We start from the raw sequence: 24,375 nt of genomic DNA on the forward strand, positions 1-24,375 counted from the left end.
TGCTATTGTGGACTTAGATAACTGTAAATGATTATGTCGGATCAGGTACGAATGTCCAATGGACAGAATATGAGTATCCGGGGTAGAATAACGCAAAAAATGAAGAGTTACCTGAAATAGAGTTACCTGAAGTAGAGTTACCTGAAGTAGAGTTACCTGAAATAGAGTTACCTGAAGTAGAATCCCTTGAAGAAGGGAAGGGTTTTCAGAATTAATTAGGTATCCCGGATGTCACCTCTTAGGGCTTCTGTCAGGCATTTTTCGGGACTCTCATAATTGCCGCGAAACCCTTTGAGATGGTGGTTTGTTCTAACGCTCATGCTGGCAAGCCTCTTTGTAATCAAACTTGTTCCTTTCGAACTGCCCGGAGCCCGAACTCCCGGGTTTAGCCCCATAACCCAGATTTTTACAGCCCTTGAAACCACTGCTGAAAACCTTTGCCGGGTATCGCCGCTTGTTGAGTGGGTAAATGAAAAGTACCGCTGACTTTTCATGAAATTAAGCAGTACATGACAATAATTATATATCTTTATGCCAAAGTACATATGTAGCCTAAACACTACATATGATGTGATAACAGGAATTTACAGCTAATTACAGGTTACAAATAAAAGAAAAATATGCGTAAAGGTGTAAAAATGAGAAAAGCAATTATAGCAATTCTTCTGGGAATACTGTTTATAGGGGTTTCCGGAGCAGCGGTAGTCAGTGCAGTTGCTTCGGATAATGCAGGGACAAACTATGGCTCTGGATTAATGCACAGGTGGGCTGCAAGGAACATGGATTCTGGCTCACGTTACGGAAACTTTTCCGACTGTCCTTATTTCAACTCAAATAATACTTCGGAACTTGAGGTCAAGACCATAGATGAAGCACTCGAAATCGCAAAAACAAAAATAGACAGCAACGTTTCCAAAGAGGACATTTCTCAGATGCGTCGCTGGTGGATTGTTTCCTACAAGGACGAGGACGGAGTTTACAAACAGGCAAGAATTGATGTCGTCAGCGGTGAAGTGTTTACCGATTATCCTGTTTGTACAGGAGCACAGACAGGCAGCAGATACGGCAGGGGCCAGGGCTACTGCAAGGCATCTGCCTTTTGAGCAACAGTACTTCAATATTAATTGAGTATTGAAGCCATCACCTAACACTATCCTTTTTATTTATTTTCTCAGATTAATTTTTCAAGTTACTGGTTAATTCTTCAAGTTACTGGTTAATTCTTCAAGTTGCGGGTTAATTCTTCAAGTTACTGGTTAATTCTTCAAGTTACTGGTTAATTCTTCAAGTTACTGGTTAATTCTTCAAGTTACTGGTTAATTCTTCAAGTTACTGGTTAATTCTTCAAGTTACTGGTTAATTCTTCAAGTTGCGGGTTAATTCTTAAAGTTACAGGTTAATTCTTCAATTCATTGCCCTTTTATCTATCTCGGCTCTTCGTTGTTTTGTGTGGATATCCTCAAATATCCCCATAAAAACCAATGCGATCTTGAATTGAAAATCATCTTAACATAATGGATGGCAAAAAGCCAAAATCTCTAATGGATTTTTATATTTGCATACCTTTTTCCGGATATTCTTTTATATTTATGGTAGCAATATCTGAGAAAAAAGTCGGTGGAATAAGAAAAACCGATGATCTTAAGAATATCTGTTATTTTCGAGGTGGAAAGCTTGAATGGCATGGGATATGGCATAACTAGTTCCTTTTGGGGATTTCTCCTGAATCTTTTAATCATTCTCCTTATAGTAGGTGCAACGGTAGTGCTGCTGAATAGGTCCGGGTACACAGCTCCAAGGGATAACGAGCGAATCATCAAAATGGAAAAAGATATCGAAGAAATCAAAAAAACAGTAGAAGATATAAAATCCAAGCTAGAAGAAATCTAAAGCTTTATATCTGCTGCAGGCTCTGGAACTCTTCCAGTCCAGGTGCAACCAAAAGTATGCGAGGACATTCCGAATGGTAAAATCACTTCAACAAATAGTAGATATTGGTGAGGCGCTCTCTCATCCCATAAGGCTTAAACTGCTTTACCTGCTGGCCGAAAGGGAAAGATATGTATACGAACTCGCCAAGGACCTGAATCTCTCAAGACAGGTAGTAAACCTGCATTTAAAACGCCTGGAGAAAGCCGGATTTGTTGAAAGTGATCTCAGACTTGAAGATGATGACCTCAGGGCCAAGAAGTTTTATCGGTTAAAGGAATTTGATGTTTCTCTCGGGATGGAAGATCTAAAACGGATTTTCGAGTGAAGTCTGGATTCTACCAGATTTCTATATTTTTCATGTTATTCAGTTTTTTTACTGCCAGAATAATTATATAAGCCTCAGCCTTCTGAGTTTCAGGACCTGATAATTCTCAACAGGAATATATTCAGGCGCACCATAATACTCTTTGGGGATTAGTATGGTTGGTGCGATTGGTAAGAGTCTGGAGCTTTCAGAGTTTGTTCTCAAAGAAATACTTGATCTGTATAAGGATATAAGAGAACTCTCTGATGAAGTGATCTTATCCGGCTCTTCGGACAAGCCCGAAAAATTGTTTATGAAGCTGGATGCTTTAATTACCCGGGACCTGGGAAATGAAGTAGTTTCTATTCTACTGAATAAACAGGAGCTAGAACCAATTTTATTTCACCTGAACCGATTCAGGAATTTGTATACGGTAAGGCTGGAAACCGGATATGCAAAAGAAATTCTTGCGGGTCATTCCCCCTGGGACATCCTTAAGAAATTCCCCTTTTACAAAAATTACCTCCGGCTGGTACGAACAGAATACGAGGGTTTCGGACTAAAAGCCGGGGACAGAATTTTTTTTCTCGGGAGTGGACCTCTTCCCCTTACGCTCATTGTTTTCTTCAAATATTATGGGGTAAAAGGCACAGGGATAGAACAGAACTCTGAAAGGGCAAGGCTTTCAATGGAAGTACTTGATAAGCTTGGGCTTTCTAAAGACATCACCATAGTTAACGGGAGCCATTTCTCCATGAACCCGATTGATTTTCTAGATACTGATACAGGGGTAAAGGCTCTCATGATAGCTGCCCAGGCTGAACCTAAAAAAGAAATTCTTGAATATTTACTAAAAGTAATACCGGCAGGCTGCAGGATTTCTTACAGAATTTATGAAAAAGGCTTAATGAAACTGCTAAACCGGGACTTTCTGCTTGATTTGCCAAACGGTTACAGGGAATATAAGAGAATCCGGCCCGACCCTCCTGCATATAACACGGTTGTATTTCTGGAAAAAAAGAGTAATTGCTCCGGAATTATAGAGTAGTAATAGATCATTTTTAACGGATTACCTATAAGGTATTTCTCCATGACCTTTGATACACGCCATAAGTGACATATATCAAAACCTAATCAATGGGTTAAGAACTCTGCTTTAAATACATTTCCAAATCACAAAGAGGAAGGATGTCAATATCTTTATAAGATTCAATATCTTCTTTTATCAACGTTACTATCAAGCCTTTAACTTTTCTATGATTTTTAAATCCGAATTCATTTTGTTTTTCTTGGAAGTATGCCACTCTATCTATGTGTTTATTGTCAATTTCATCTATAATTCCATCATTTTTAGATATTCTTTCCTGTCGTTCATATTTAAAAATATATCCTGGCTTGAATGAATTCCTTTTACATTCGACTACAAATAATAATTTATCGTTATATGGTATTAAATCTATTTCTCTTGATTCTCCTTCTTTTTCGAACTTAATTTTTTTTCTAACCAATTCTTGATCTTTATGTACGGGATGCCTCAAACTAAAACCATTTGATTCAAAAATTGCTTTAACTTCATTTTCAAAATCATCGCCTAATAAATATGAAGATGATTTGTAACCTTCTCTGTCTGTATCAAATTTTATTAAACTTACGATAAAAAGAAGAGTTTTAGGACAAACCAATATTTTATTTTCGTATTCTACGAGTAAGGGGAATTCTTTACAATCATCCTCAGAAGAAATTAAAATTCTCCGTACTTCAGTGAAATCTAAGCCTTTCGAATCACACAAAGTTTTAAATTTGCGAATTTCTATTTCGTAAAGGAACTGTTCCTCTCCTAGTCTTTCGGATAAACTTTTAATTTCACAAACACTGTCTTCGATAATCAAATCAATAAAGTCGATAATCTTCGCATTTTTGCCTATTTCTTCAAAAGAAAAAAAATCTTTATTATAATAAACACTATGAAATGAATTATAAGTTATTTCATATATTTCTGCTCTGGACGATTTTTCTATATTTGATAGCTCTGTTTCCAATCTTTTTTTAGCCTTTTTTCCGGCACGTTGAATTTTTAAAATAATACCTTTCTTCTTTTTAAGATACTCCTTTACTTTAACGTTTACATAATTTTTAGTTTGGTCAAATCTTTCGTCAGGGCACATTTGAACTGTTTTCATCATTTCTAAATAATATCGCCATTGTTGAGCAGGAAAAGCCAAATAAGTTTTACCTTCAGTTTCTATGGTCTCACGAAAATAGTCAAATGTTGTCGTTGAATTCACTTCAAAAAGACTAAAGTGTCCTTCTTTTACTTTAACTAAAAGGTTCTCGGATTGAATTATACATGCATAATATCGAAATAATTCAGAAAGGTTTTGTGCCGTGAATTGTTTTGACGATCTATTGTTATAATTGCCTTTAATGCAATCTCTTATGATAAGACTAGACCATAAGATAGCTTGGACGTGGTTATTTTCCATCTTACTTATGTTTCTTGATTCCATCTCTCTTGAATTAAGAGCTGCAAAGAGCAAAGCACTTTTGGAAAAGGTTCGTGCAACTGCTAGTGCGTTTTCTCGAGTTTCTGTTATGTAGTTTTCACATACATTTATTGCTTCGTTTATTTCAAGAAGGTTTAAACCTGAACAAAAAGGACACCAATATTCATATGAATTTTCTAAAACTTTGCCGATAAATAACTCTCTTCCACAAGTTTTGCAATTAACTTCATACATATTTATCATAATACCAGAAGATATCATTAAGTTTTTCATGAAATTGTTCTGATAATAAGCCACAACATTATACAATAAAGTCTTGGCTTTAAATCCAGATATTAATTTGTAAATCAAAGGGCAATTATTGTATAGAAACAGACAAACATTTTCATGAAAGATCTGAGAATAGATTTAGATACACTCAAGAAATATGTAGAAGCTAAAATGTGTCAAGAAAAGAACTGCTCCAGAGAACTGGAGCAAGGAATAAATTATTTCTCCCTTATCGGGACCTGAATTTCAGTCATAAGCTCTTCTTCAGGAACTTCTGCAGGGTCATTGAAATACAATTCCCTGCTTGGGCTCAGAGTCTCCAGGTTATTTTCCCTGGCATACGAGAAAATCAGGTTGTAACCGGCTTCAACTCCGGGATACGGCCCCCGGTAGACTACTGAGACAACTTTTATGGCAGGTAGGGCTTTTACTTCCATTTTCGGGTCTTCGACTGAAATCCTGCCCGATACCGGCAGGGCAATCTCGATATCAGCTCCGGTTTCTTTGTATTCATCGTCATGACAGAGGAACATAACAGGACCTGTAACTTTTACACGGTTTCGCTGGTTTTCAGGGCTGCCGACGCTTGTGCAGATTTCACCTATAAGTTTTCCAATAGTTGCCACGAAGTCTCCTTTTTCGCGCTTGCTTATTACTCGCATTTCGGGTATTTCCTTTATAACTGGTTCTGTAACAGACATTTTGAATAACTCCATAACTTTTCCATTGTGTTTGCAGGCGCCCTGCAAGATCCCTTCGATCCTTTGCAGCTGTCCGATTTCCAGCCGGGTTTGATCAAGTTTCTTCCTGAAGCCTGTTCCTATGTACTCAAAGTCTCCTTTGCTTTCCGCATCCAGAAACAGGGAGATTTCTTCCAGGGAGAATCCGAGGAAGCACAGGGTTTTAATTTTCATCCCCTGCTCCAGCTGGGAAACGGTATAGTACCTGTATCCCGTAAAAGGGTCCTTTGCTTCCGGAACAAGCAACCCTTTCCGGTCATAGAGCCTGAGTGCTTTTTGCGAGAGGCGGGTCATGAAAGAAAACTTACCGATTGGAATCTGATCGACTGACATCTTGCTCAATCCAGTAATTGTCCTGAAATTAGATAAACAACCTTACTTTTCCCCGGGGGAGACTTCCGCGTTAAGGTGGTAGAAGGTATATGTATTTCCTCCTGGGAAAATCCAAGGAAGCACAGGGTTTTGATTTTCATTACCTGTTCCACCGTCATGAGTTTATTCCAAAAATTGTTTTACTAGAAATCATAGGAGTTTTCAGGATCATTTTCCATGATCAGATACTCGATTTACTGTTCCAAATACGAGATTTATGTATCCTCTTCAAATTAAATGGACCTATGACAGAATAAAAATATAATAATTTTTCATATGTGTTCTGTTAAGTGAGAAATCGTGACAAATTGCGTCCATTTTTTAAAATCACCATCAACAAAAATTATCAAAAAGGAAATGTCGACCTGCAGAATTAAGATTAAATACATCGAAGATATTTTTCCAAACTTTAGATACAGATTAACCTTATAGTCAAATACAACATCTCAATTGTAAAATCAAGTTTACTCTTGAGGCGGCCTGTAAAGTGGGTATCAAATTAGATTAGAGATTTTAAAAGCTAATTTGAGATCCCCTCAAGAATCGGCTTTGTTGTTAAGATAGTTTATATATGTCCACTTTATAAACTACGCATATGGAAGAGGGTAAAATGAAGAATACAATCACGAGAAGTTTTGAGCTTCAGGACTACAGGATAGAAGGAACCGAACTTTCCGGCTTCTGGGCAGACTTAACGAGCAAAGAAGAACTGATAGTTGAGGTAAATTACGTCCCTGAAAAGAAAAAAGTCTTCAGTACCGCAGAAATCGAAAAGCTTGTCATAGAAATCCGTAATAAATGTGGCAGCTTTGAGGCTCAACTTCCCGAAAATATAAAATGCGAAGTAACTTTCAAAAACTTTGGAGAAAAAACTTACAAAACCAGCCAGCCTGATTTTGAACTGGAACCCATGGAGCTGGAAGAAGTTCAGGTTGCTTACCGTTTCTACGTTGAGTACTACATATAACCCGTATTACGCTTAATGCAGCAGTTTAAAGTCTGCAGTTTAAAGTCTGCAGTTTAAAGTCTGCAGTTTAAAGTCTGCAGTTTAAAATCCATAGTTTAAAATCCAGATTTAAGGAAGAGTTGATCGGTTCGCGGATAAATAATAAAGTTCAGATTCGTGAATACTTTGGAATCGAAGAACTAAAACCCGTGGGCTTAAAGCTTCTTATAATTTATTAGGTTCAGGTTAAACAGCATTAAAAAATATGGGTAAGGTTCCGGTTTAGAAACTGGTTTAGAAACTGGTTTAGAAACTGGTTAGAAACTGGTTTAGAAACTGTTAGAAACTGTTTAGAAACTATAACTATGGATGTCATTTCATTTGTGTGAATTAATATGAAGAAGAGATCTTCTCGATTATTGCTTCTCATTTTCTTTTTAATTTTTTTCATTCCTATGATATTATTATCGAGAGAACTTGATTTCTGAATTATTCAATGTCATTTTTTGGATCATTAATAGGATCTCTGATTTTGTATTTCGTTATAACCCTGATTATAAATATATACAATAGATTACAGTCTTTGATTTTTCCTGGTTATTCTTCAGTTCAAAAACTATAGAAGTCTACCAAAGTTAATTAATCAGTTTACTCAGATTGGAAAGTCCTGGACATATTAATAAGTTGAAACGTTCAAATGAGTAAACAAAACTATCTCCCTGTAGCAATAATGACTCATAAAGAAGGGATGAATCTATGACTGAAGATCTGAAAAAAGCCCTCCTGCAGAAATGTAAAAGTATGGACATACCCATGGTTGGAGTTGCCAGTGTTGAGAGATGGAATAAACCTCCTTTTTTGCCGTGGATGCCTGAAGAATTCTATCCTCAATCCATATATCCTGAAGCAAAATCAGTGATAGTTATCGGACTTCCGGTACCTTTACCAGTACTGGAAACAGCCCCTTCTTTATATTACCACGAACTGTACAATACGATAAACACCTTATTGGACCAATACACATATAGGCTTGCCAACTTCCTGACCGAGAGAGGATACCCATCTATTTTCGTACCTAGAGACGGGTATGGAAGCGTTCAGGTACTCATTGAAAATCCTACTGCATTCTTTTCTCACAGGCATGCTGCTTTACTCGCTGGATTAGGAACTTTTGGAGTAAATAATACGCTCCTTACACCAGAATATGGCCCCAGGGTCCGTTTCGGTTCAATTCTGTCCACAGCCGAGCTTCCTCCAGATCCGATGCTAGAAACTGAACTTTGCACCCGCTGTATGCGTTGTGTAAAAATGTGCCCATCGAATGCTCTTAATAAGGAAGATTACCCCAGCGGACTTACAGATAAGAAAACCTGTTCCTCTTATAGTGCTGAATTAAACAAGCGTCACATTTCTCCATGTGGTATATGTATCAAGGTCTGTCCAGTAGGAAAGGATAGAGTGGTATATAATAGGGATAATGATGCGATATATGTAGATAAGGACCTTTTTGCCAATCACCATAAAGCCTGGAAGCACGTTAGATCTTATGGCGGAAAAAATCCGTAATTATCTGACCTTCTCCGGTGAAGTGTTTCGAATTCTGTAAATCCGAAGCCAAAATTTAAAGGATTATTGTAACGAATTCAAAGTGGAAATAGGAACTAATAACAGCGATTGAAAACTTTTGTGTTAACATACAGATAGTGAACCGACACCTTCACTAGCAAAATTGCCTGTGGAAAATTCATGTGGAAAATTCGTGTGAAAAATTTCTGTGAAAAATTCATTTTAATCGTTGAGATGAGCTAGTATATCGACTCCATTTTCAAGTTAGTGTATTGATTTCATCTCAAGTTAGTGTATTGATTCCATTAGATATCATAGAATGTTTTACTAGATGACTTTAAGATAAACATAGGCTTAACGATAAAATGACAGATCTAGAAAAAACAATTACCTTAAAGAGAGGTATAGGGCTTGCAATCTGCATGCTCATAGGCACAGGAATCCTCGCACTGCCCGGCCTGGCTCTCAGCGTGGGAAATGTCCATGAAGCAATCCTTGGATGGCTCCTTATTACCTTCGTTACCATTCCGAGAGTCCAGATCTGTTCCAGGCTTGGCCTGAGATTCCCTTCGACAGCCGGGCTTGCCGGCTACGCAGAAAAAGCAGTAGGCCCCTGGGGAAGATATTCGGTTTCTTATCTTGTAAGCGGTTCTTATCTTTTTGGGCTTCCTGCTATTGCTTTTATTGGCAGTGAATATATGCGGCAGTTTTTTAATCTCTCCGAGTTGGGAGGAACCTTTTGTGCAATCCTTCTTGTAAGCCTGATGTTTATTTCAAACCTGTTCGGGATAAGAGCTATCACTCTAATCAACTACTTAGCCCTGACTGTACTTTTTCTGCTCATAGGGCTGATTATTGTCTTTAACTTCGATTTTGTCGGTTCCGGGCTGGGGATTGCTGGAGAAGCTCTGAGCGGCCACGGAAACGTGGATCCAAACATAGTGTGGAATGTTACAGCTTTGCTTTTCTGGGCCTTTTTGGGCTGGGAAAATCTTTCTTTTTCCCTTGGAGAGATGAAAGACCCCGAAAAAAACGTTCCCCGCCTGTACTGGTTAAGCTTTGTTCTGGTCGCTGCCATCTATGTTTTACTTGCCCTGATAAGTGTAGGAGCCAGTGCTACAGGAGTTTCCCTCAAGGGAGCTGCCGGTCTCTCCAGCCTGGCTCTTTTCATTCCAGGCGGAAATTTTCTGATATGGCTTATAATTGTAGTGCTTGCAGCAAACGCATGTTCCTGGAACTTTACTGCGAGCCGTCTAATCTATGCAGCTGGCAAAACAGGTGTTTTTCCTGCAGTATTCGGAAAGCTCTCAAAAAGAAATATTCCCCTAGCCAGCCTTGTGACTCTATATGCAATGTCGGTTTCTCTGATTACAGGGTGCTATCTTCTCAAAGTTCCTATTACGGCTATGATGATGCTCGTAAACCAGAACTTTATTTTCCTCTGCGGCTTCATCATAATTGCTTACTGGAAAACAGAAATCGGCTGGCAGAAATGGATCTTTTCGGTTCTTTCACTTCTGTCTTTGAGCTTTCTGGCATCAGGGTTTACCTGGAAGATCATATATCCGCTCTTTCTGATAGGGATTGGCTACTTCAGGTTTACCGTAAAAAAGAAAGATAGATTATTTTCGCAGGCAGTAGACTCGCAGTCCAGACAGGAACTCGTAATGCTTGAAGACTCCCAGGAACTCTCTCAGTCTATGAAACAATAAGAACAGTTTAATCTGACCTGATTAAGAACCGTCTACCCGTAGAAACATTATTACAATATTTACTTTAGTAAATCTCATATTCCGATTTCTGAGATTTTTGTACAATTAAAAATCATAAAATAATAATTATGATAGTCACCTATTAACAAAATAGCCAACGTCAAGTGATTGTTATCCCAAATTGGCAGGGGTTTGTAATGTGCATATAATTACGCTTACCTGCCAATCCAGGATATAATTAATTACTAATTGAGTTACAGTCTATTACTAATTGAGTTACAGACTATTTCTAATTGAGTTACAGACTATACCACTTGTGCTCCATAGTTTTATTTTCACCTATAGCGAAAACATCGATACGCTGTGAATCCCATGAGACTGCTGCAGGTGCAGAGTACAATGCCCCGCCTCTACACATCCATTCATGCCAGGAACCGTCATACCATTTATGCTTCAGTGTATTATAATCACTTCCAACTGCGAAACAATCCAACCGATAGGATGCCCAGGAGGAGGCAGCTACACCGTCATTAAATTCTCCACCTAGACTTTCCCAGTCATACCAGGTGTCATTAAACGACTTATGCTGCATAGATTTGTCTTTGCCTAAAGCGAAAACGTCGATACGACGTGAATCAGACGAGACGGCTGCAGGTGCAGAGTACAGTTCACCGCCCAGGTCTTCCCAGCCATGCCAGGAGCCATCAAACACCTGATGCTGCAGTGTCCGATCAGCTCCAACTGCGAAACAGTCCAACCGACCGGGTGCCCAGGAGGAAACAGCTACACCTTCAGTAAGGTCGCCACCCAGATCTTCCCAGTCATGCCAGGAGCCATCAAACACCTTATGCTGCAGAGTTTTATTTTTACCTATCGCGAAAACATCAATACGATTTGAATCCCATGAGACGGCTGCAGGTGCAGAATACAGTTCACCGCCCAGATCTTCCCAGTCATGCCAGGAACCATCATACCACTTGTGCTGCAGTGTCCGATTAGGTCCAACTGAGAAACAATCCAACCGACCGGGTGCCCAGGAGGAGACAGCTACACCTTCAGTAAGGTCGCCGCCCAGATCTTCCCACTTGCTCCAAACTGGAGAAATGTTTTGTGACGCAACGTTGTCGGTAGTTGAAACGGAGTCGGCACCTGCTACTGCACCTGATAGTGTCAATGCAAATAAGATTGCAAGCAAAATAGCCAGTGTATTTTTGATTTTTCTTTTCATTCTATGCATTCCCGAATTTATGGTTCAATCTTACAAAATTTGACAGTATCACGAATTCGCTGTAAATTTTGAATTAAGTTTTCGTACACGGACGACGGAATTAACTTTAAGATATAGAATTTTGACTCCTTACCTTTTTAAATGTATGATTTTACAGAAAAATCTGCACACTGCCAAAATTCCAGGGTATATATTCAGTATTTTTTAGAAGTAACTTCGTATATTGTATTAAAACATGAATATTAATAATTTGTTATATATCTTTCTAAATTTATGCCAATATGTATTCCTGAAGGTTATGGTGCAAAAAATCTGGCCTTGTTTCAAAATCAGTGTAAACCTTTACAATTAGGAAATTTAATTCTTCTCATAACCGGGAAACTGGCACACAAAGACAAAAATACTAGTATCAAACTGCGAAAATATCATTTTTGCACTAAAGCCCTTCATCTAGCCGTCTCCTAAATGTTCAATAGAGAGCCGGAGAATATCCCATTTTTTGATATAAGATTGCGAAACGAAAAGGCAAAAGTTCTCCAGAAATTCTATGGAAAATATACAAAAAAAGTGTTAGAGATAAAGAGTGTTAGAGTGAAAGGGTGTTAGAGAGAAAGAGTGTTAGAGAGAAAGAGTGTTGGAGATAAAGAGTGTTAGAGAGAAAGGATGTTAGAGAGAAAGGATGTTAGAGAGAAAGGATGTTAGAGAGAAAGGATGTTAGAGTGAAAGGGTGTTAGAGAGAAAAGATGTTAGAGAGAAAGGTCTTATACACTCAAGCTACTTTCCTCTCAGGATATTTTCCTCCTCAAGTCACTTTCTTTTCAGACTACTTTTATCTCTTTCTCCAGCTTCTTTATCAATTCCCTTACCTGAATTGCCCTTTCGAAGTCCAGCCTGTCAGCAGCTTCCCTCATTTCGGTATCCAGTTCGATAATCATATTGGGAATATCGGTTTTCGGGATGTGTTTGGTGTCAGTGATATCCACGACCTTTTCCCTGATGGGTTTCCTGATAGTTTCCGGGACGATGCCGTGTTCCTTATTATAGGCAATCTGCATGGAGCGGCGGCGTTCTGTCTCTGTAACGGCACTTTTGATAGAATCCGTCATATTGTCGGCATACAGGACAACCTTCGAGCTGGCGTTCCGGGCTGCGCGGCCTATGATCTGGATAAGGCTTTTTGAGTTTCTAAGGAAGCCTTCTTTGTCTGCATCCAGGATGCCAATGAAACCCACTTCCGGAATATCAAGTCCCTCCCTGAGCAGGTTGATCCCGACAAGGACATCGAATTTGCCAAGGCGGAGCTCGCGGATAATCTCAGTTCTTTCCATTGTTTTAATGTCCGAGTGCAGGTAACGAGCTTTGATTTCATTCCTGGCAAGGTACTCAGTCAGTTCTTCTGCAAGCTTCTTTGTCAGGGTAGTTACAAGAGCACGGTCTCCCCTTTCCACAATCTTCCGTACTTCCTGCATAACGTCCCTTACCTGACCTTCAAGAGGACGAATTTCCACTTCAGGGTCGAGAAGTCCTGTAGGACGGATAATCTGCTCCACGATCTGAGCTGAATGCTCATGTTCATAGTCTGAAGGAGTCGCCGAGACAAAAATCACGTTTTTCATGTACTCCTCAAATTCATCGAACTTCAGAGGCCTGTTATCGTAGGCACTCGGAAGCCTGAACCCATAGTCAACAAGGTTCTTCTTCCTTGAGCGGTCTCCGTTGTACATCCCGTGAAGCTGAGGGATGGTCTGGTGACTCTCATCGATGACCATCAGGAAATCCTCAGGGAAATAGTCAAGCAGGCAGAAAGGCTGTTCTCCCGGCTGTCTGTGGTCAAAATGTCTTGAGTAGTTTTCAATACCCTTGCAACTGCCGGTTTCCTGAATCATTTCCATATCATAAATCGTGCGCTGCTTCAACCTGTGCGACTCAAGAAGACCAAGCTCAGGAAGATGTTCTTCAAGCTCTTCGAGGATGGACTGAATTGCACTTTTCTGCTCTTCCTCAGGAATTACATAGTGCCTTGCAGGATAAACAAAGAAATAGTCCATTTCTTCCGTTCGCTGACCGGTCTGCTTGTCCACTTCAGAAATCCGGTCGACCTCATCTCCGAAGAGCTCAATCCGGATAATATTGTCAAAGTATCCGGGAATAATATCAATGGTATCTCCTTTTACCCTGAAGCGCCCTGGCATAAGTTCAAGGTCGTTTCGCTCAAACTGTATTTCAACGAGCTTTTGCAGGATTTCTTTTCTGGGAACCTTATCTCCAACCTTTAATTCAAACCCCATTTTCTGGAAATTCTCAGGATTGCCAAGCCCGTAGATACAGGATACTGATGCAACTACAATAACATCCTGGCGTGACATCAGGGAAGCAGTAGCAGCAAGCCGCATTTGCTCGATCTTCGGGTTAATCTGAGCATCCTTTTCAATATATTGGTCCCTGGCAGGAAGATAGGACTCAGGCTGATAATAGTCGTAATAGGAAACAAAATACTCCACCCGGTTCTCAGGGAAGAACTCCCTGAACTCATTATAAAGCTGGGCGGCAAGGGTTTTATTGTGAGCAATAACAATGGTCGGTTTCCTGACCTGGTTTATAACGTTTGCAATGGTATAGGTCTTCCCTGACCCTGTTACTCCTAGCAGGGTCTGGTATCGCTCTCCTTCTGTCAGCCCTTCCACAAGTTTTTCGATTGCCTGCGGCTGGGAACCCTTCGGCTCAAAATCGGAAACCAGCTTGAACTGCGGGCTGTCCCAATATCGGGCATCTCGTAGTGTTTCGGATATTTTATTAGATACAGCTTGGGATGTCTTATCAGAAGATTTCATAGAACCAAAACCTTAAAATTCCGGAGATTTAAATGACGGACATATATACCAACAGTAGCAGTAACTAATTAATGATTTTTAGGAATCAATCATTTTCAGGAATCAATCATTTTCAGGAATCAATCATTTTCAGGAATCAATCATTTTCAGGAATCAATCATTTTCAGGAATCAATCATTTTTAGGAATCATAGATTTTTGTCTCAGCAAGCGGTTGTAGGTAATTGCAAACCTGTGGGCTTCGTCCCGGATCTCCTGGACAAAAAGGGAGGCTTTCTCGTCTTTTTTGATGGGAAGAGGAGACTTGATTCCGGGCACATAGATTTCTTCTTCCCGCTTAGCTATCGAGATAAGAGGAACCCTGACTTTGAGCTTTCTAAGTTCCTGAAAAGCTGAAGAGAGCTGTCCTTTTCCCCCATCTATAATAATAAGATCAGGCAGGTCATGCTTGTCCTCAAGCAGGCGGGAATAACGCCTTCGTACGACCTCGGCAATAGAAGCGAAATCATCAATTCCTTCAACACTCTCGATCTTGAAGCGGCGATAATTGTGTTTATCAGGTCTGCCTCCCCGGAACTGGACCATTGAACCGACCGTAGCCGTGCCTGAGAGATGGGAGATGTCGAAACATTCTATGACATTCGGAAGTTTCGGAAGGGATAACTTACTTTGCAAGGCTTCGAGCTTTTTCCGGTCTCCAAAGAAACCGATCTCAACGTTTTTCAGGGCAAGGTCGAGAAGTTCCTTTTTCTCTCCCTGCTTCGGAACCGTAACTTTCACTTTTGTTCCTTTTACATGAGAGAAGAAATCGACAAGCGACTCTTCTAGAGGTTCGGGCAGGATCAGTTCTTCAGGCGGCTCGTTCTCGGAATAATACTGCACCAGGAATTCTTCCAGGAAATTTTCCCCGAAGGCAAAAACAAAGTCCTGCTTGTCCTCAAGCGTACCTTTGTAGACCTTGAAGAGCATGAGATAAACAGTATCATCCCTGACAATATAGTTCAGGATATCCTCGTTGTGCTTTTTCTGCCTCTCCATGTTTTGTTTTTCGTGAAGGTACTCAAGGGCTGCAATCTCATCCCTGAGAGCTATGGCTTGCTCGAATTGCTGCCTCGATGCCAATTCCCGCATTTCTGTTTCCATGGATTCTATAAGCTCTTTGATATTGCCTTTAAGAACAGAAGCAGCTTTCTTTACTTTCTCGGCATAGTTTTCCGCAGAAATTGCACCTATGCAGGGACCGCTACATGCCGCTATATGGCATCTGAGGCAGGCCCGTTTAGGCATCTGTTTGCAGGTTCTGAGCTGGAAGGTCTTTCTTACAACCTCAAAAATATAATCTCTTTCCTTCGCCGAGACAAAGGGCCCAAAAAAACTTCCACTATCAGCCCTTTTCCGGGCAAGCCTGATCCTTGGAAACTTTTCATCAGTTAAATGAATGCAGGCATACCGTTTTGAGTCCTTAAGAGCAATATTATACCTTGGCCAGTGTTTTTTGATCAGGGTGTTTTCCAGAAGAAAAGCCTCTACTTCAGTGTTCGTGACAATAAAATCAAGGCTCATTACAGCCTCTATAAGGCTCGCGGTTTTTGGGTCGTGGTCTCGTTTCTGGAAATAGCTGCTCACCCGCTTTTTAAGGTCCTTTGCCTTGCCTACGTAAATCACAGTCCCTTCTTCGTTCTTGAAAAGATAACAGCCAGGCAGGTGAGGAAGAGCTTCCAGGTCAATCATTTTTAAACCTCTTATTCAAGTTATGAAATCTTTGCAGAGAGCTTAAATCAGCTTAAATTACCCAGATCAACTTTAAGCAGTTTAAATCAACTTTAAGCAGTTTAAATCAACTTTAAGCCGGTTAAAATCAACTTTAAGCCAGTTTAAATCAACTGCTCCTGAAATGCGTTATTGTCCTTATGTTTACTGTGCTTGAAACCTCTGGAGCCTTTGGAATCTTCCTCCGAGCCTTCTTCAAAGTCTTCGGAATCTTCCTCATTCTGATCGTCATTAAGATCTTCACAATCGACCTCAAACTCTCCTCCTTCTTCAAAAACGGCCTCAAATTCGCCTCCTTCTTCGAAAACGGCCTCATAAGGTTCTTCTCCCGACATATCAAGATAGGACTGTGACAGTTTAGGAGCAAGGAAGCGTGCAGTATAGCTTCCCTGAACTGTGGACACTTCTTCCGGGGTTCCTTCGGCAACAATTTCTCCGCCTGCGTTCCCGCCTTCGGGACCCAGGTCGATTATATAGTCTGCTGATTTGATTACATCCAGGTTATGCTCTATTACAACTACTGTGTTTCCTTTTTCCACAAGCCTGTTGAGAACTGTAATGAGTTTTTTGACGTCATGGAAGTGAAGCCCGGTTGTAGGTTCATCAAGTAGGTAAATCGTTTTTCCGGTACACATTTTAGAGAGTTCTTTTGTCAGCTTGATCCTCTGGGCTTCCCCTCCGGAAAGCGTTGTTGAGCTCTGGCCGAGTTTGATGTAGCCCAGTCCAACTCTTATTAAAGTATCGAGTTTGCGTTTAATTGCAGGGATGTTTGCAAAGTGTTCGGCAGCCTCTTCGACAGTCATATCAAGGACTTCTGCAATCGATTTTCCCCTGTACTTTACTTCGAGAGTTTCCTGGTTGTAGCGTGTACCCTTGCATTCCTCACATTCTATATATACATCGGGCAGGAAGTTCATTTCGATTTTTATCAGCCCGTCTCCCTGGCAGGCTTCACAGCGTCCTCCTTTTACGTTGAAAGAAAAACGCCCACTTTTATAACCCCGGATTTTTGCTTCCTTGGTTTCGGCAAAGGTCTGTCTTATGGTATCAAAGACCTTGATATAGGTGGCAGGGTTTGAGCGAGGAGTCCTGCCAATAGGGCTCTGATCAATAACAATTACCTTATCTATCTCGGAATCAAAAACCAGCTCATTATAGTCTCCTGGCGTTACATTTGATTTATTAATCTTCTTCGTCAAGGCCTTGTACAGGGTATCGTAAATTAACGTAGACTTTCCGGAGCCAGAAACACCTGTAACCACGGTCAGGACCCCTATGGGAATATTTACATCTATGCCCTTGAGGTTGTTTGCCCTGCATCCTTTAAGCCTGATGAATGCATCGCTGTGCCGGCGAAGAGCAGGCGGTTTTATCTGTTTTTCTCCTGAGAGGTACTGGCCTGTCAGAGATTCCGGGTTCTGTTCAATTTCTTCAGGTGTGCCTTCGGCTACTACATAACCTCCATGAACGCCTGCACCTGGCCCGATGTCAAACACATAGTCTGCAGCCCGAATAGTATCTTCATCATGTTCAACGACTATCAGAGTATTTCCCAAATCTCGCAAGGTCTGGAGGGTCTGGATTAGTCGCTCGTTATCTCTTTGATGTAACCCTATTGAAGGCTCGTCGAGCACATAGAGCACGCCCATGAGGTTTGAGCCAATCTGAGTAGCTAGCCGGATTCGCTGTGCTTCTCCGCCTGAGAGAGTGCCTGCACCTCTCGAAAGGGTAAGATAGCCGAGCCCCACATGCTCTAAAAAACCGAGTCTGGAACGGATTTCCTTTAAGACTTGCTTTGCGATTTCTTTTTCCTTTTCCGAGAGCTCCACGTTTTCGAAAAACCTGATACACTCCAGGATCGAGAGGTTGGCTATATCTACAATAGATTTCCCGCCGAATTTCACTGCAAGCACTTTTTCCTTCAGTCGCTTGCCTTCACATTTTGGGCAGGGCTTAACCTGCATGAATTTCTCAAGTTCCTTCCTACGGTACTCGGATTTTGTCTGTCTGTAAAGCCTCTCTGCCTGTGGGAGCAGCCCTTCCCAGGTGCCTTTGTGAGACCAGTAGGCATCACCATTTTTCATGCTCATGCTGAACTGCATGAGCTCGTCCGAACCGTACATGAGAACATTATACTGTTCATCTGTGAGATCTTCAATAGGAGTAAATATGTCAAAACCAAAGTGTTTTGCCACGGCTGTCAGATACTGACTTCGGTAACCATCCAGGAAATTCCTGTATATGGCAACCGCACCGTCTGCAATACAGAGAGTTTTATTCGGAATAATGAGGTCAGGGTCAAACTCCATCTTAAACCCTAGCCCATTGCAGGCTTCACAGGCCCCAAAAGGACTGTTGAAGGAAAACATCCTGGGCTGGAGTTCTTCAAAAGCCATGCCGCAGACCGGACAGGCCATATTAGAGGAATAAAGGTGGTCTTTTCCTTCAGAATCAACTGCAATTAAGAGTCCTTCGGCTTTCTTGAGAGCGATTTCGCAGGCTTCGACAAGCCTTGAGCGGTCTTCTGAAGGGTCCAGCCGGTCAACCACGACTTCAATATCATGTTTTTTGTATCGGTCAAGAGTAATCTCGTCGTCAGTCCTGTGAATCTCGCCGTTTACCCTCATCCGCGCAAAGCCTTCACTGTTCAGTTCTCTGAAGAGCTGCTGGTATGTCCCTTTTTTCTGGCGGACTATAGGAGCAAGAATGGTAACCATTCCCTCACATTCCTTGCGAAGGTTGTCCGCAATTTTTTCAGGCGACTGGGCCTCAATTTTTATGTTGTGGGTCGGGCAGTGAGGTGTACCGACTCTTGCAAAAAGAAGCCTCAAGTAATCGTAAATTTCAGTGACTGTCCCTACCGTACTTCGGGGGTTTTTCGAGGTCGTTTTCTGTTCAATGGATATTGCCGGAGATAAACCTTCGATGCTGTCCACATCCGGCTTGTTCATAAGCCCGAGGAACTGCCGCGCATAAGCCGAGAGAGACTCCACATAGCGCCGCTGCCCTTCGGCATAAACCGTGTCAAAAGCCAGGGTGGATTTCCCTGAGCCTGATACCCCTGTAATAACAATTAATTTGTCCCGCGGGAGTTCCAACGTGATGTTTTTCAGGTTGTGTTCCCGTGCCCCTTTAATAATAATATTTTTCATTTTCCTTCTCTCGGGTTTTTGTCCAGTTGAATCGGTTAGATGAGAATTTAAGGTTAGAGTAAATTCCGGATTCTTACATTAGAGTAAATTCCGGATTTTTACATCAGAGTAAATTCTGGATTTTATTAGAGCAAAGCCTGGATTTTTAAGTTAGATATCTAAAAATCCAGAAATGATATGAATTTATGAATTTTAAGAAACTTTTTTGAAAAACCTGAAGTTTATATTCACTTATCAAGCAGTTTTTTTCAGGCAGATAATTCCATGTATTATTATAAATAAGTAGTGATAATTACATGAAGTTGATTTCACTCCTCATATATATGACAATTTTCGGATTCATGCTACCCCGTTTTTCGATACATACAGCAGAATGCAGACTTTTTATTAATAGAGTAATATAGCGGAGTGAAAGTATTCCGCGGTAAACAACCGGTTTTTTGAATTTAGACTTGGTAGATTGCATTCATCGATATGGAATTGTATAGTGTTCTTATCTTCAATTTTTAATCTGTTTGCCTTCAATACTTTCAGTCCAGAATGATCATTTTCTCTACAAACCAGCGTGAATAACCTTGTCAAGCTAGGAACTGATTTCCAAAAAAGAAGGAGAAAAACATCGGTAGACTGTAAAAAGAGCGAGTTTGAACTTTTAATTATATAACAGATGGCTAGACTACGCCGATTACAAATAATTATCTACTTTAGAATATTTTAGTAGATTTATATTAAATTTACACAAGAGTACTAATATGAGAAGTACCCTGGTGATAGTACTTTAATATTTTCTGTCTTCAAAAAGGGAAGGGTATTTATCTTTAAGTAAGTTAGGAAATTCTTTGCCTATTTTTGTATTTTGAGAATATTTTAACTCTCAAGAAGTGATAGTAGTTAATTAGTTAACTTTGTTTTTCCTGAGAGTAAGTCTTATAAACAGATTAAAACAGTTCATTAAAATCAGAAAACGAAGGTTCAGAATTAAAAACGTATTCATAGCTTCACATAGTAACTTGCCAAACATTTAACTATTATTAAATGAGTTAAATGAAATAAAAAAGTAACGATAATAAAAGGAGGTGAAGAAATGCTTGAGGACAGAGAAAAATTGATACTAGCTATTTTGCTGGCAATAGGCATTGTATTAATAATAACAAATACGGCATCAGCTTATTATAGCCTTCCTGGTCCACCAGTTACTTGGAACGACAGTGTATGTATGATCTAATAATGTAAAACATGAAAACAGTTCTAAAAACGGTTTTTTTTCTTTTTAGGAATCTTAACTTATTTTCTCAGGGCAAATATCATTTAATAACCCACATTTTATATATTAGATTTTCAAAGATCAAACATGATAGCAATTTTTTGCCTTAAAAAGTTTATTGAGGCATAGTGCACAGGATTTTTTCGGCTAAACAAAAAGCGTGAAACAAAAAACTAAGCACATCGGAAGGTCAAATTTTCCGGAATTTTTTATAAGTTTCACGTGAAATCCTGCTCGGCTTCAAGGAAAACTTGAATCGCCTCTTTTATTCTCTCCATGGCTTGCTCAACATTTTTTCTCTGAGTGTAACAACTCTATATGTCAGGAATTTTGCAGTATATAACCCCCATCCTGATATTTGAAAAGTAGAAAAAATGACAAAACAAGTCTTTGAAAATTCATAATTTTTTAGTTTTTAAAATATTATTTCTCTAAACTATCACTTTTTACAATAAAAAGACACCCATATTTAAAACACATAACTTTTTGAAAATTTTGAAAACCGTTGACTATAGTTATATATAACTGAAGTCTTGTTAATTTCGATGCTTCTTTTTGGACATATTGGGGTTACATTGGGAATATTCTTCGGACTTGGGTTTTTCATACCTCGGCTAAAGACCATTATAGATCCAAGATACTTAGCCATTGGAGCTCTCTTGCCCGACTTAATAGACAAACCTTTAGGAATGATTATCTTTGCTTCTACCTTTGAAAACGGACGCATTATAAGTCATACTCTATTATTCGTTCTTTCATTATTCCTGGTGGCTCTATATCTATACGAAAAGAAAAAAGATATCAAGGTTCTTAGCCTTGCTTCAGGTTCTTTCTTCCACCTTATGGAAGATCAGATGTGGGCAACTCCTAAAACTCTACTCTGGCCACTCCTGGGATGGAATTTCCCAAAAAGTCAGACGGATTTCAATGGGATTGAATACTTAACAAAACTGTTTGAAAAGTCGTTTACATTTCACATCTCGTTTTCTTCCGTTCCTGAAATTCTGGGGATGGGAATAATAGTTATTTTGGCTTTACACTGGTTAATAAAAGAATTTGGACAAAACAAATTTTAACAACAAAAACAGGCTCTTAAATTGAAAACAGAAAGGAATCTTCAACTCATATCGGATTAAGGTGTACGGGATGAAGAAGATTCAGAAATACATTAAAATTTAATTATTTAATTTTTTTAGAAACTCGCCAGGATAGCCATCATTTTCCATAAAATGCTGCTTTTCTAACTTTCAGGTTTGGTTCTTGAATCTTTTAAGATCTGGAAATTGATTATAGCAACCTTTCGGGAAGTCCTTGTACAAAATACCCTCTAAATTACTGTCCCCAGTGAATTGCTTTTTTTACAGAAATCCAAAAATGGAGAAAATTTATTGAAAATTTGAACAATATAACATATAAACAGTATAACATATAAACGATTTAAAATATAAATAATTTAACATATAAACGGGTTAATATATAAACTATTTAATATACAAACGAGTTAATATAGAAATAATTTAACATATAAACAATTTAACATATACATGTTTTAAAATACTAAGATATCTAAAAATTTGTACTTTCAGAATTTGACACTTTTGGTACAAATTAAAAATTATGAAATTGTAGTTAAGCGGTTCAGTCACTCAAGTCCTAATTATATAAAAGCTGTAGCAAGGAAATATAAGAACCGGTTTTTAGACTCAAATTTTAACGCTTAAAGAGGGGATAGATATTGTTAAAAAAGTACAATTGTTTGACAAATAAGCCCAATAGGCACCTTGCCCTTTATTTATGCCTGATGATACTTGTCTCTCTGGCCTCACTTGGCTGCCTGGAGGCTTCAGGGCCTGAAAAGGGTACATTAGAGGATACGCAGGAAAATACGTCAGAAAATACACTAAAAGTCCAGATCCTGGCCATTAATGACCTCCACGGTCAGATTGAACCGTCCACCAGCAAAGTGGTTACGGGTTATAATGAGACCGGAGCTCCCATATGCGTTGATTCCGGAGGCATGGAGTATCTGGCCACTCACATAAAGGAACTCAGCTCTGAGAACCCCAATACATTTGTGGTATCGGCAGGCGATTCTATGGGTGCCAGCCCGCTTTTCTCAGCCCTGTTCCAGGATGAACCGACAATAAAAGCTCTCAATATGATGGGGATCGACTTTTCAGCCGTAGGCAACCATGATCTGGACGAAGGACTGGGCGAGCTCATGCGTATTCAGAATGGCAGCTGCCAGCCGACAGATGGCAACCTGAGTAACTCCTCCTTTGAAGGAGCACATTTCCAGTTTCTGGCTGCAAATATAGTCAATGAGAGCACCAACGCCACAATATTCCCTGCCTATAACATTACCTACGTCCAGGGAGTTCCAATAGGGTTCATTGGAATTGCCCTAAAAGACACACCGTACATAGTGACTGCCTCCAAAGTGAAAGGGCTCAGGTTCCTGGACGAAGCCACGACCATTAATGAACAGGTCAAAAAGCTGAAGAGTATGGGCGTAAAAACCATAGTGGTGATCATCCATGATGGCGGTTCCCAGGAGGGACTATATAACGAGAGCCTGAACATGAGCGGCCCTATTTTAGATGTCATTAATGCCACCGACGATGAAGTAGATGTTTTCATCACTGGCCATACCCATCAAGCTTACAATGCCGTTATTGACGGCCGTCTGGTAACAGAAGCCGGTTCAGCAGGTAATTTACTCACGGATATCGATCTGGTGATAAGCAACGAGACCTGTGATGTAATCGAGGAAAGGTCCAGAAATGTCATAGTTTCCAGAGACGTTCCTGAAGACTCCGAAATAAGCGAGCTGATAGAGGAATATGAATCTCAGGTTGCACCCCTTGCGGATCGGGTGATCTGTAACATCACAGAGAATATTACAAGTACAGCCAGTGATTCAGGTGAATCTGCTCTGGGCGACGTCATAGCCGATGCTCAGTTATATGCTACTTCTAACTCAAGCAATGGCGGTGCTGTTATAGCTTTCACGAACCCAGGCGGTATTCGTACAGACCTGGTATATGATCAAATTAGCGGTGAGGAACTTCCCGGTCAGGTTACTTATGGAGAGGCCTTCAGTGTCCAGCCTTTTGGAAACGACCTGGTCACAATGACCTTAAACGGCACTCAGATCGACGCCTTGCTGGAACAGCAGTTTGACAACCCATCCCCTGGCAGTAAGCGAATATTGCAGGTCTCAAAAGGCTTTAGTTATACCTGGAACGAAAGCGCCCCCACGGGCGAGAAGGTCGATATATCCAGTATAAAAATCAATGGAACTTCTATCGATCCGAGCAGTACTTACCGCGTAACAATGAATGGATTCCTGGCTGATGGAGGAGATAATTTCTCTGTAATGAAAGAAGGGACCGATAGGATGGTAGGATCTCCAGACTTAGATGCCTTTGTCAATTACCTGGAGACCTTTTCTCCTCTGGCTCCCGGATCTGAGAACCGCATAGTTATGGAAAAATAAGAATATAGAAGAATATCGGGAAGAACATAGGAAAGAATACAGGGAAGAATCTATAAAAATATATAAAAATATATAAAAATGTAGAAAAATATAGAGAAGAAGATAGGGAAGAATATAGAGAAGTGAGTTACCAATCCGGCAGTTTTCCCTGCCGGGATATTTTTTACTGACAACTTCCTTCCCACCATGAATAGGCTGTTCGACAACAACTGGCAATCAAAGTTGGGGTGGTGCATCCAGATGCCAGGCAAGGAAGTATTAGACTGAAATAGATCTAGCAACGGAA

17 protein-coding genes are annotated in these 24,375 nt (G+C 40.1%); 10 read left to right on the forward strand and 7 right to left on the reverse strand.

From position 1 onward, the window contains the following. Positions 1 to 215 precede the first annotated feature (215 nt). Positions 216 to 494, reverse strand: a complete 279-nt coding sequence (locus MSVAZ_RS20370) for a hypothetical protein (RefSeq protein WP_157206074.1) — start codon at positions 492 to 494, stop codon at positions 216 to 218. Between the two features lie 144 nt (positions 495 to 638). Between MSVAZ_RS20370 and MSVAZ_RS10975 the strand changes: the two genes are divergently transcribed. From MSVAZ_RS10975 to MSVAZ_RS10990, 4 genes are all read left to right on the forward strand, one after another. Next, positions 639 to 1,103 carry a hypothetical protein gene (locus MSVAZ_RS10975; RefSeq protein WP_048120936.1) on the forward strand — a complete coding sequence of 155 codons (465 nt, stop codon included), beginning with the start codon at positions 639 to 641 and terminating at the stop codon, positions 1,101 to 1,103. Positions 1,104 to 1,635: 532 nt separating this feature from the next. Continuing rightward, complete coding sequence (locus MSVAZ_RS10980) at positions 1,636 to 1,890, forward strand: hypothetical protein (protein WP_332310015.1); 255 nt, start codon at positions 1,636 to 1,638, stop codon at positions 1,888 to 1,890. Positions 1,891 to 1,963: 73 nt separating this feature from the next. Further along, on the forward strand, positions 1,964 to 2,257 hold the full coding sequence (locus MSVAZ_RS10985) for an ArsR/SmtB family transcription factor (RefSeq protein ID WP_048120939.1): 294 nt from the start codon (positions 1,964 to 1,966) through the stop codon (positions 2,255 to 2,257). A gap of 154 nt (positions 2,258 to 2,411) precedes the next feature. After that, positions 2,412 to 3,284, forward strand: a complete 873-nt coding sequence (locus MSVAZ_RS10990) for a nicotianamine synthase family protein (RefSeq protein WP_048120944.1) — start codon at positions 2,412 to 2,414, stop codon at positions 3,282 to 3,284. A 94-nt stretch (positions 3,285 to 3,378) separates the two neighbouring features. Here the strand turns inward: MSVAZ_RS10990 and MSVAZ_RS10995 are convergent, their stop codons facing one another. Both MSVAZ_RS10995 and MSVAZ_RS11000 read right to left on the reverse strand, forming a co-directional pair. Beyond that, entirely contained in the window at positions 3,379 to 4,974 is a 1,596-nt protein-coding gene (locus MSVAZ_RS10995) for a hypothetical protein (protein ID WP_157206075.1), read from the reverse strand. Between the two features lie 254 nt (positions 4,975 to 5,228). Then, entirely contained in the window at positions 5,229 to 6,083 is an 855-nt protein-coding gene (locus tag MSVAZ_RS11000; protein ID WP_048120948.1) for a MerR family transcriptional regulator, read from the reverse strand. 649 nt (positions 6,084 to 6,732) lie between these two features. Between MSVAZ_RS11000 and MSVAZ_RS11010 the strand changes: the two genes are divergently transcribed. The 3 genes from MSVAZ_RS11010 to MSVAZ_RS11020 all read left to right on the forward strand — a co-directional run bounded on the left by MSVAZ_RS11010 (position 6,733) and on the right by MSVAZ_RS11020 (position 10,346). After that, positions 6,733 to 7,089: a hypothetical protein gene (locus tag MSVAZ_RS11010; RefSeq protein WP_232316067.1), complete on the forward strand. Its 357-nt coding sequence runs from the start codon at positions 6,733 to 6,735 to the stop codon at positions 7,087 to 7,089. Positions 7,090 to 7,824: 735 nt separating this feature from the next. After that, on the forward strand, positions 7,825 to 8,634 hold the full coding sequence (locus MSVAZ_RS11015) for an epoxyqueuosine reductase (RefSeq protein ID WP_048120954.1): 810 nt from the start codon (positions 7,825 to 7,827) through the stop codon (positions 8,632 to 8,634). Positions 8,635 to 8,999: 365 nt separating this feature from the next. Next, a complete protein-coding gene (locus MSVAZ_RS11020) occupies positions 9,000 to 10,346 on the forward strand; it encodes an APC family permease (protein ID WP_048120956.1) in 1,347 nt (448 codons plus the stop codon). A gap of 298 nt (positions 10,347 to 10,644) precedes the next feature. Here the strand turns inward: MSVAZ_RS11020 and MSVAZ_RS11025 are convergent, their stop codons facing one another. The 4 genes from MSVAZ_RS11025 to uvrA form a co-directional block, all read right to left on the reverse strand. Continuing rightward, positions 10,645 to 11,520 carry a hypothetical protein gene (locus MSVAZ_RS11025; protein WP_198146740.1) on the reverse strand — a complete coding sequence of 292 codons (876 nt, stop codon included), beginning with the start codon at positions 11,518 to 11,520 and terminating at the stop codon, positions 10,645 to 10,647. Between the two features lie 872 nt (positions 11,521 to 12,392). Continuing rightward, positions 12,393 to 14,405 carry an excinuclease ABC subunit UvrB gene (gene uvrB / locus MSVAZ_RS11030; RefSeq protein ID WP_048120959.1) on the reverse strand — a complete coding sequence of 671 codons (2,013 nt, stop codon included), beginning with the start codon at positions 14,403 to 14,405 and terminating at the stop codon, positions 12,393 to 12,395. Positions 14,406 to 14,575: 170 nt separating this feature from the next. After that, entirely contained in the window at positions 14,576 to 16,135 is a 1,560-nt protein-coding gene (gene uvrC / locus MSVAZ_RS11035) for an excinuclease ABC subunit UvrC (RefSeq protein WP_048120964.1), read from the reverse strand. A 143-nt stretch (positions 16,136 to 16,278) separates the two neighbouring features. Beyond that, positions 16,279 to 19,326 (reverse strand): excinuclease ABC subunit UvrA, encoded by a 3,048-nt coding sequence (gene uvrA, locus MSVAZ_RS11040; protein ID WP_048120966.1) that lies wholly within the window; start codon positions 19,324 to 19,326, stop codon positions 16,279 to 16,281. 1,084 nt (positions 19,327 to 20,410) lie between these two features. Between uvrA and MSVAZ_RS20375 the strand changes: the two genes are divergently transcribed. The 3 genes from MSVAZ_RS20375 (at position 20,411) to MSVAZ_RS11050 (ending at position 24,089) form a co-directional block, all read left to right on the forward strand. After that, positions 20,411 to 20,551 (forward strand): hypothetical protein, encoded by a 141-nt coding sequence (locus MSVAZ_RS20375; RefSeq protein ID WP_156151057.1) that lies wholly within the window; start codon positions 20,411 to 20,413, stop codon positions 20,549 to 20,551. Positions 20,552 to 21,135: 584 nt separating this feature from the next. Beyond that, the gene (locus tag MSVAZ_RS11045; protein ID WP_048120967.1) at positions 21,136 to 21,666 is read left to right on the forward strand and encodes a metal-dependent hydrolase; all 531 of its coding nucleotides are present in this window, start codon (positions 21,136 to 21,138) and stop codon (positions 21,664 to 21,666) included. Between the two features lie 680 nt (positions 21,667 to 22,346). Beyond that, positions 22,347 to 24,089 carry a bifunctional metallophosphatase/5'-nucleotidase gene (locus MSVAZ_RS11050; RefSeq protein WP_052727955.1) on the forward strand — a complete coding sequence of 581 codons (1,743 nt, stop codon included), beginning with the start codon at positions 22,347 to 22,349 and terminating at the stop codon, positions 24,087 to 24,089. Positions 24,090 to 24,375 lie beyond the last annotated feature (286 nt).

It is taken from the genome of Methanosarcina vacuolata Z-761 (assembly GCF_000969905.1).
GTDB classification, from domain to species: domain Archaea; phylum Halobacteriota; class Methanosarcinia; order Methanosarcinales; family Methanosarcinaceae; genus Methanosarcina; species Methanosarcina vacuolata.

Coding starts and splice junctions, on each gene's coding strand:
- MSVAZ_RS10990 (WP_048120944.1), top strand. CDS start 2,412: ATGGTTGGTGCGATTGGTAAGAGTCTGGAGCTTTCAGAGTTTGTTCTC.
- MSVAZ_RS11045 (WP_048120967.1), top strand. CDS start 21,136: ATGCTTCTTTTTGGACATATTGGGGTTACATTGGGAATATTCTTCGGA.
- MSVAZ_RS10995 (WP_157206075.1), bottom strand. CDS start 4,974: ATGTATGAAGTTAATTGCAAAACTTGTGGAAGAGAGTTATTTATCGGC.
- MSVAZ_RS20375 (WP_156151057.1), top strand. CDS start 20,411: ATGCTTGAGGACAGAGAAAAATTGATACTAGCTATTTTGCTGGCAATA.
- MSVAZ_RS11015 (WP_048120954.1), top strand. CDS start 7,825: ATGACTGAAGATCTGAAAAAAGCCCTCCTGCAGAAATGTAAAAGTATG.
- MSVAZ_RS11010 (WP_232316067.1), top strand. CDS start 6,733: ATGAAGAATACAATCACGAGAAGTTTTGAGCTTCAGGACTACAGGATA.
- MSVAZ_RS11020 (WP_048120956.1), top strand. CDS start 9,000: ATGACAGATCTAGAAAAAACAATTACCTTAAAGAGAGGTATAGGGCTT.
- MSVAZ_RS10980 (WP_332310015.1), top strand. CDS start 1,636: ATGATCTTAAGAATATCTGTTATTTTCGAGGTGGAAAGCTTGAATGGC.
- MSVAZ_RS11000 (WP_048120948.1), bottom strand. CDS start 6,083: ATGTCAGTCGATCAGATTCCAATCGGTAAGTTTTCTTTCATGACCCGC.
- uvrB (WP_048120959.1), bottom strand. CDS start 14,405: ATGAAATCTTCTGATAAGACATCCCAAGCTGTATCTAATAAAATATCC.
- MSVAZ_RS10985 (WP_048120939.1), top strand. CDS start 1,964: ATGGTAAAATCACTTCAACAAATAGTAGATATTGGTGAGGCGCTCTCT.
- uvrA (WP_048120966.1), bottom strand. CDS start 19,326: ATGAAAAATATTATTATTAAAGGGGCACGGGAACACAACCTGAAAAAC.
- MSVAZ_RS10975 (WP_048120936.1), top strand. CDS start 639: ATGAGAAAAGCAATTATAGCAATTCTTCTGGGAATACTGTTTATAGGG.
- uvrC (WP_048120964.1), bottom strand. CDS start 16,135: ATGATTGACCTGGAAGCTCTTCCTCACCTGCCTGGCTGTTATCTTTTC.
- MSVAZ_RS20370 (WP_157206074.1), bottom strand. CDS start 494: ATGAAAAGTCAGCGGTACTTTTCATTTACCCACTCAACAAGCGGCGAT.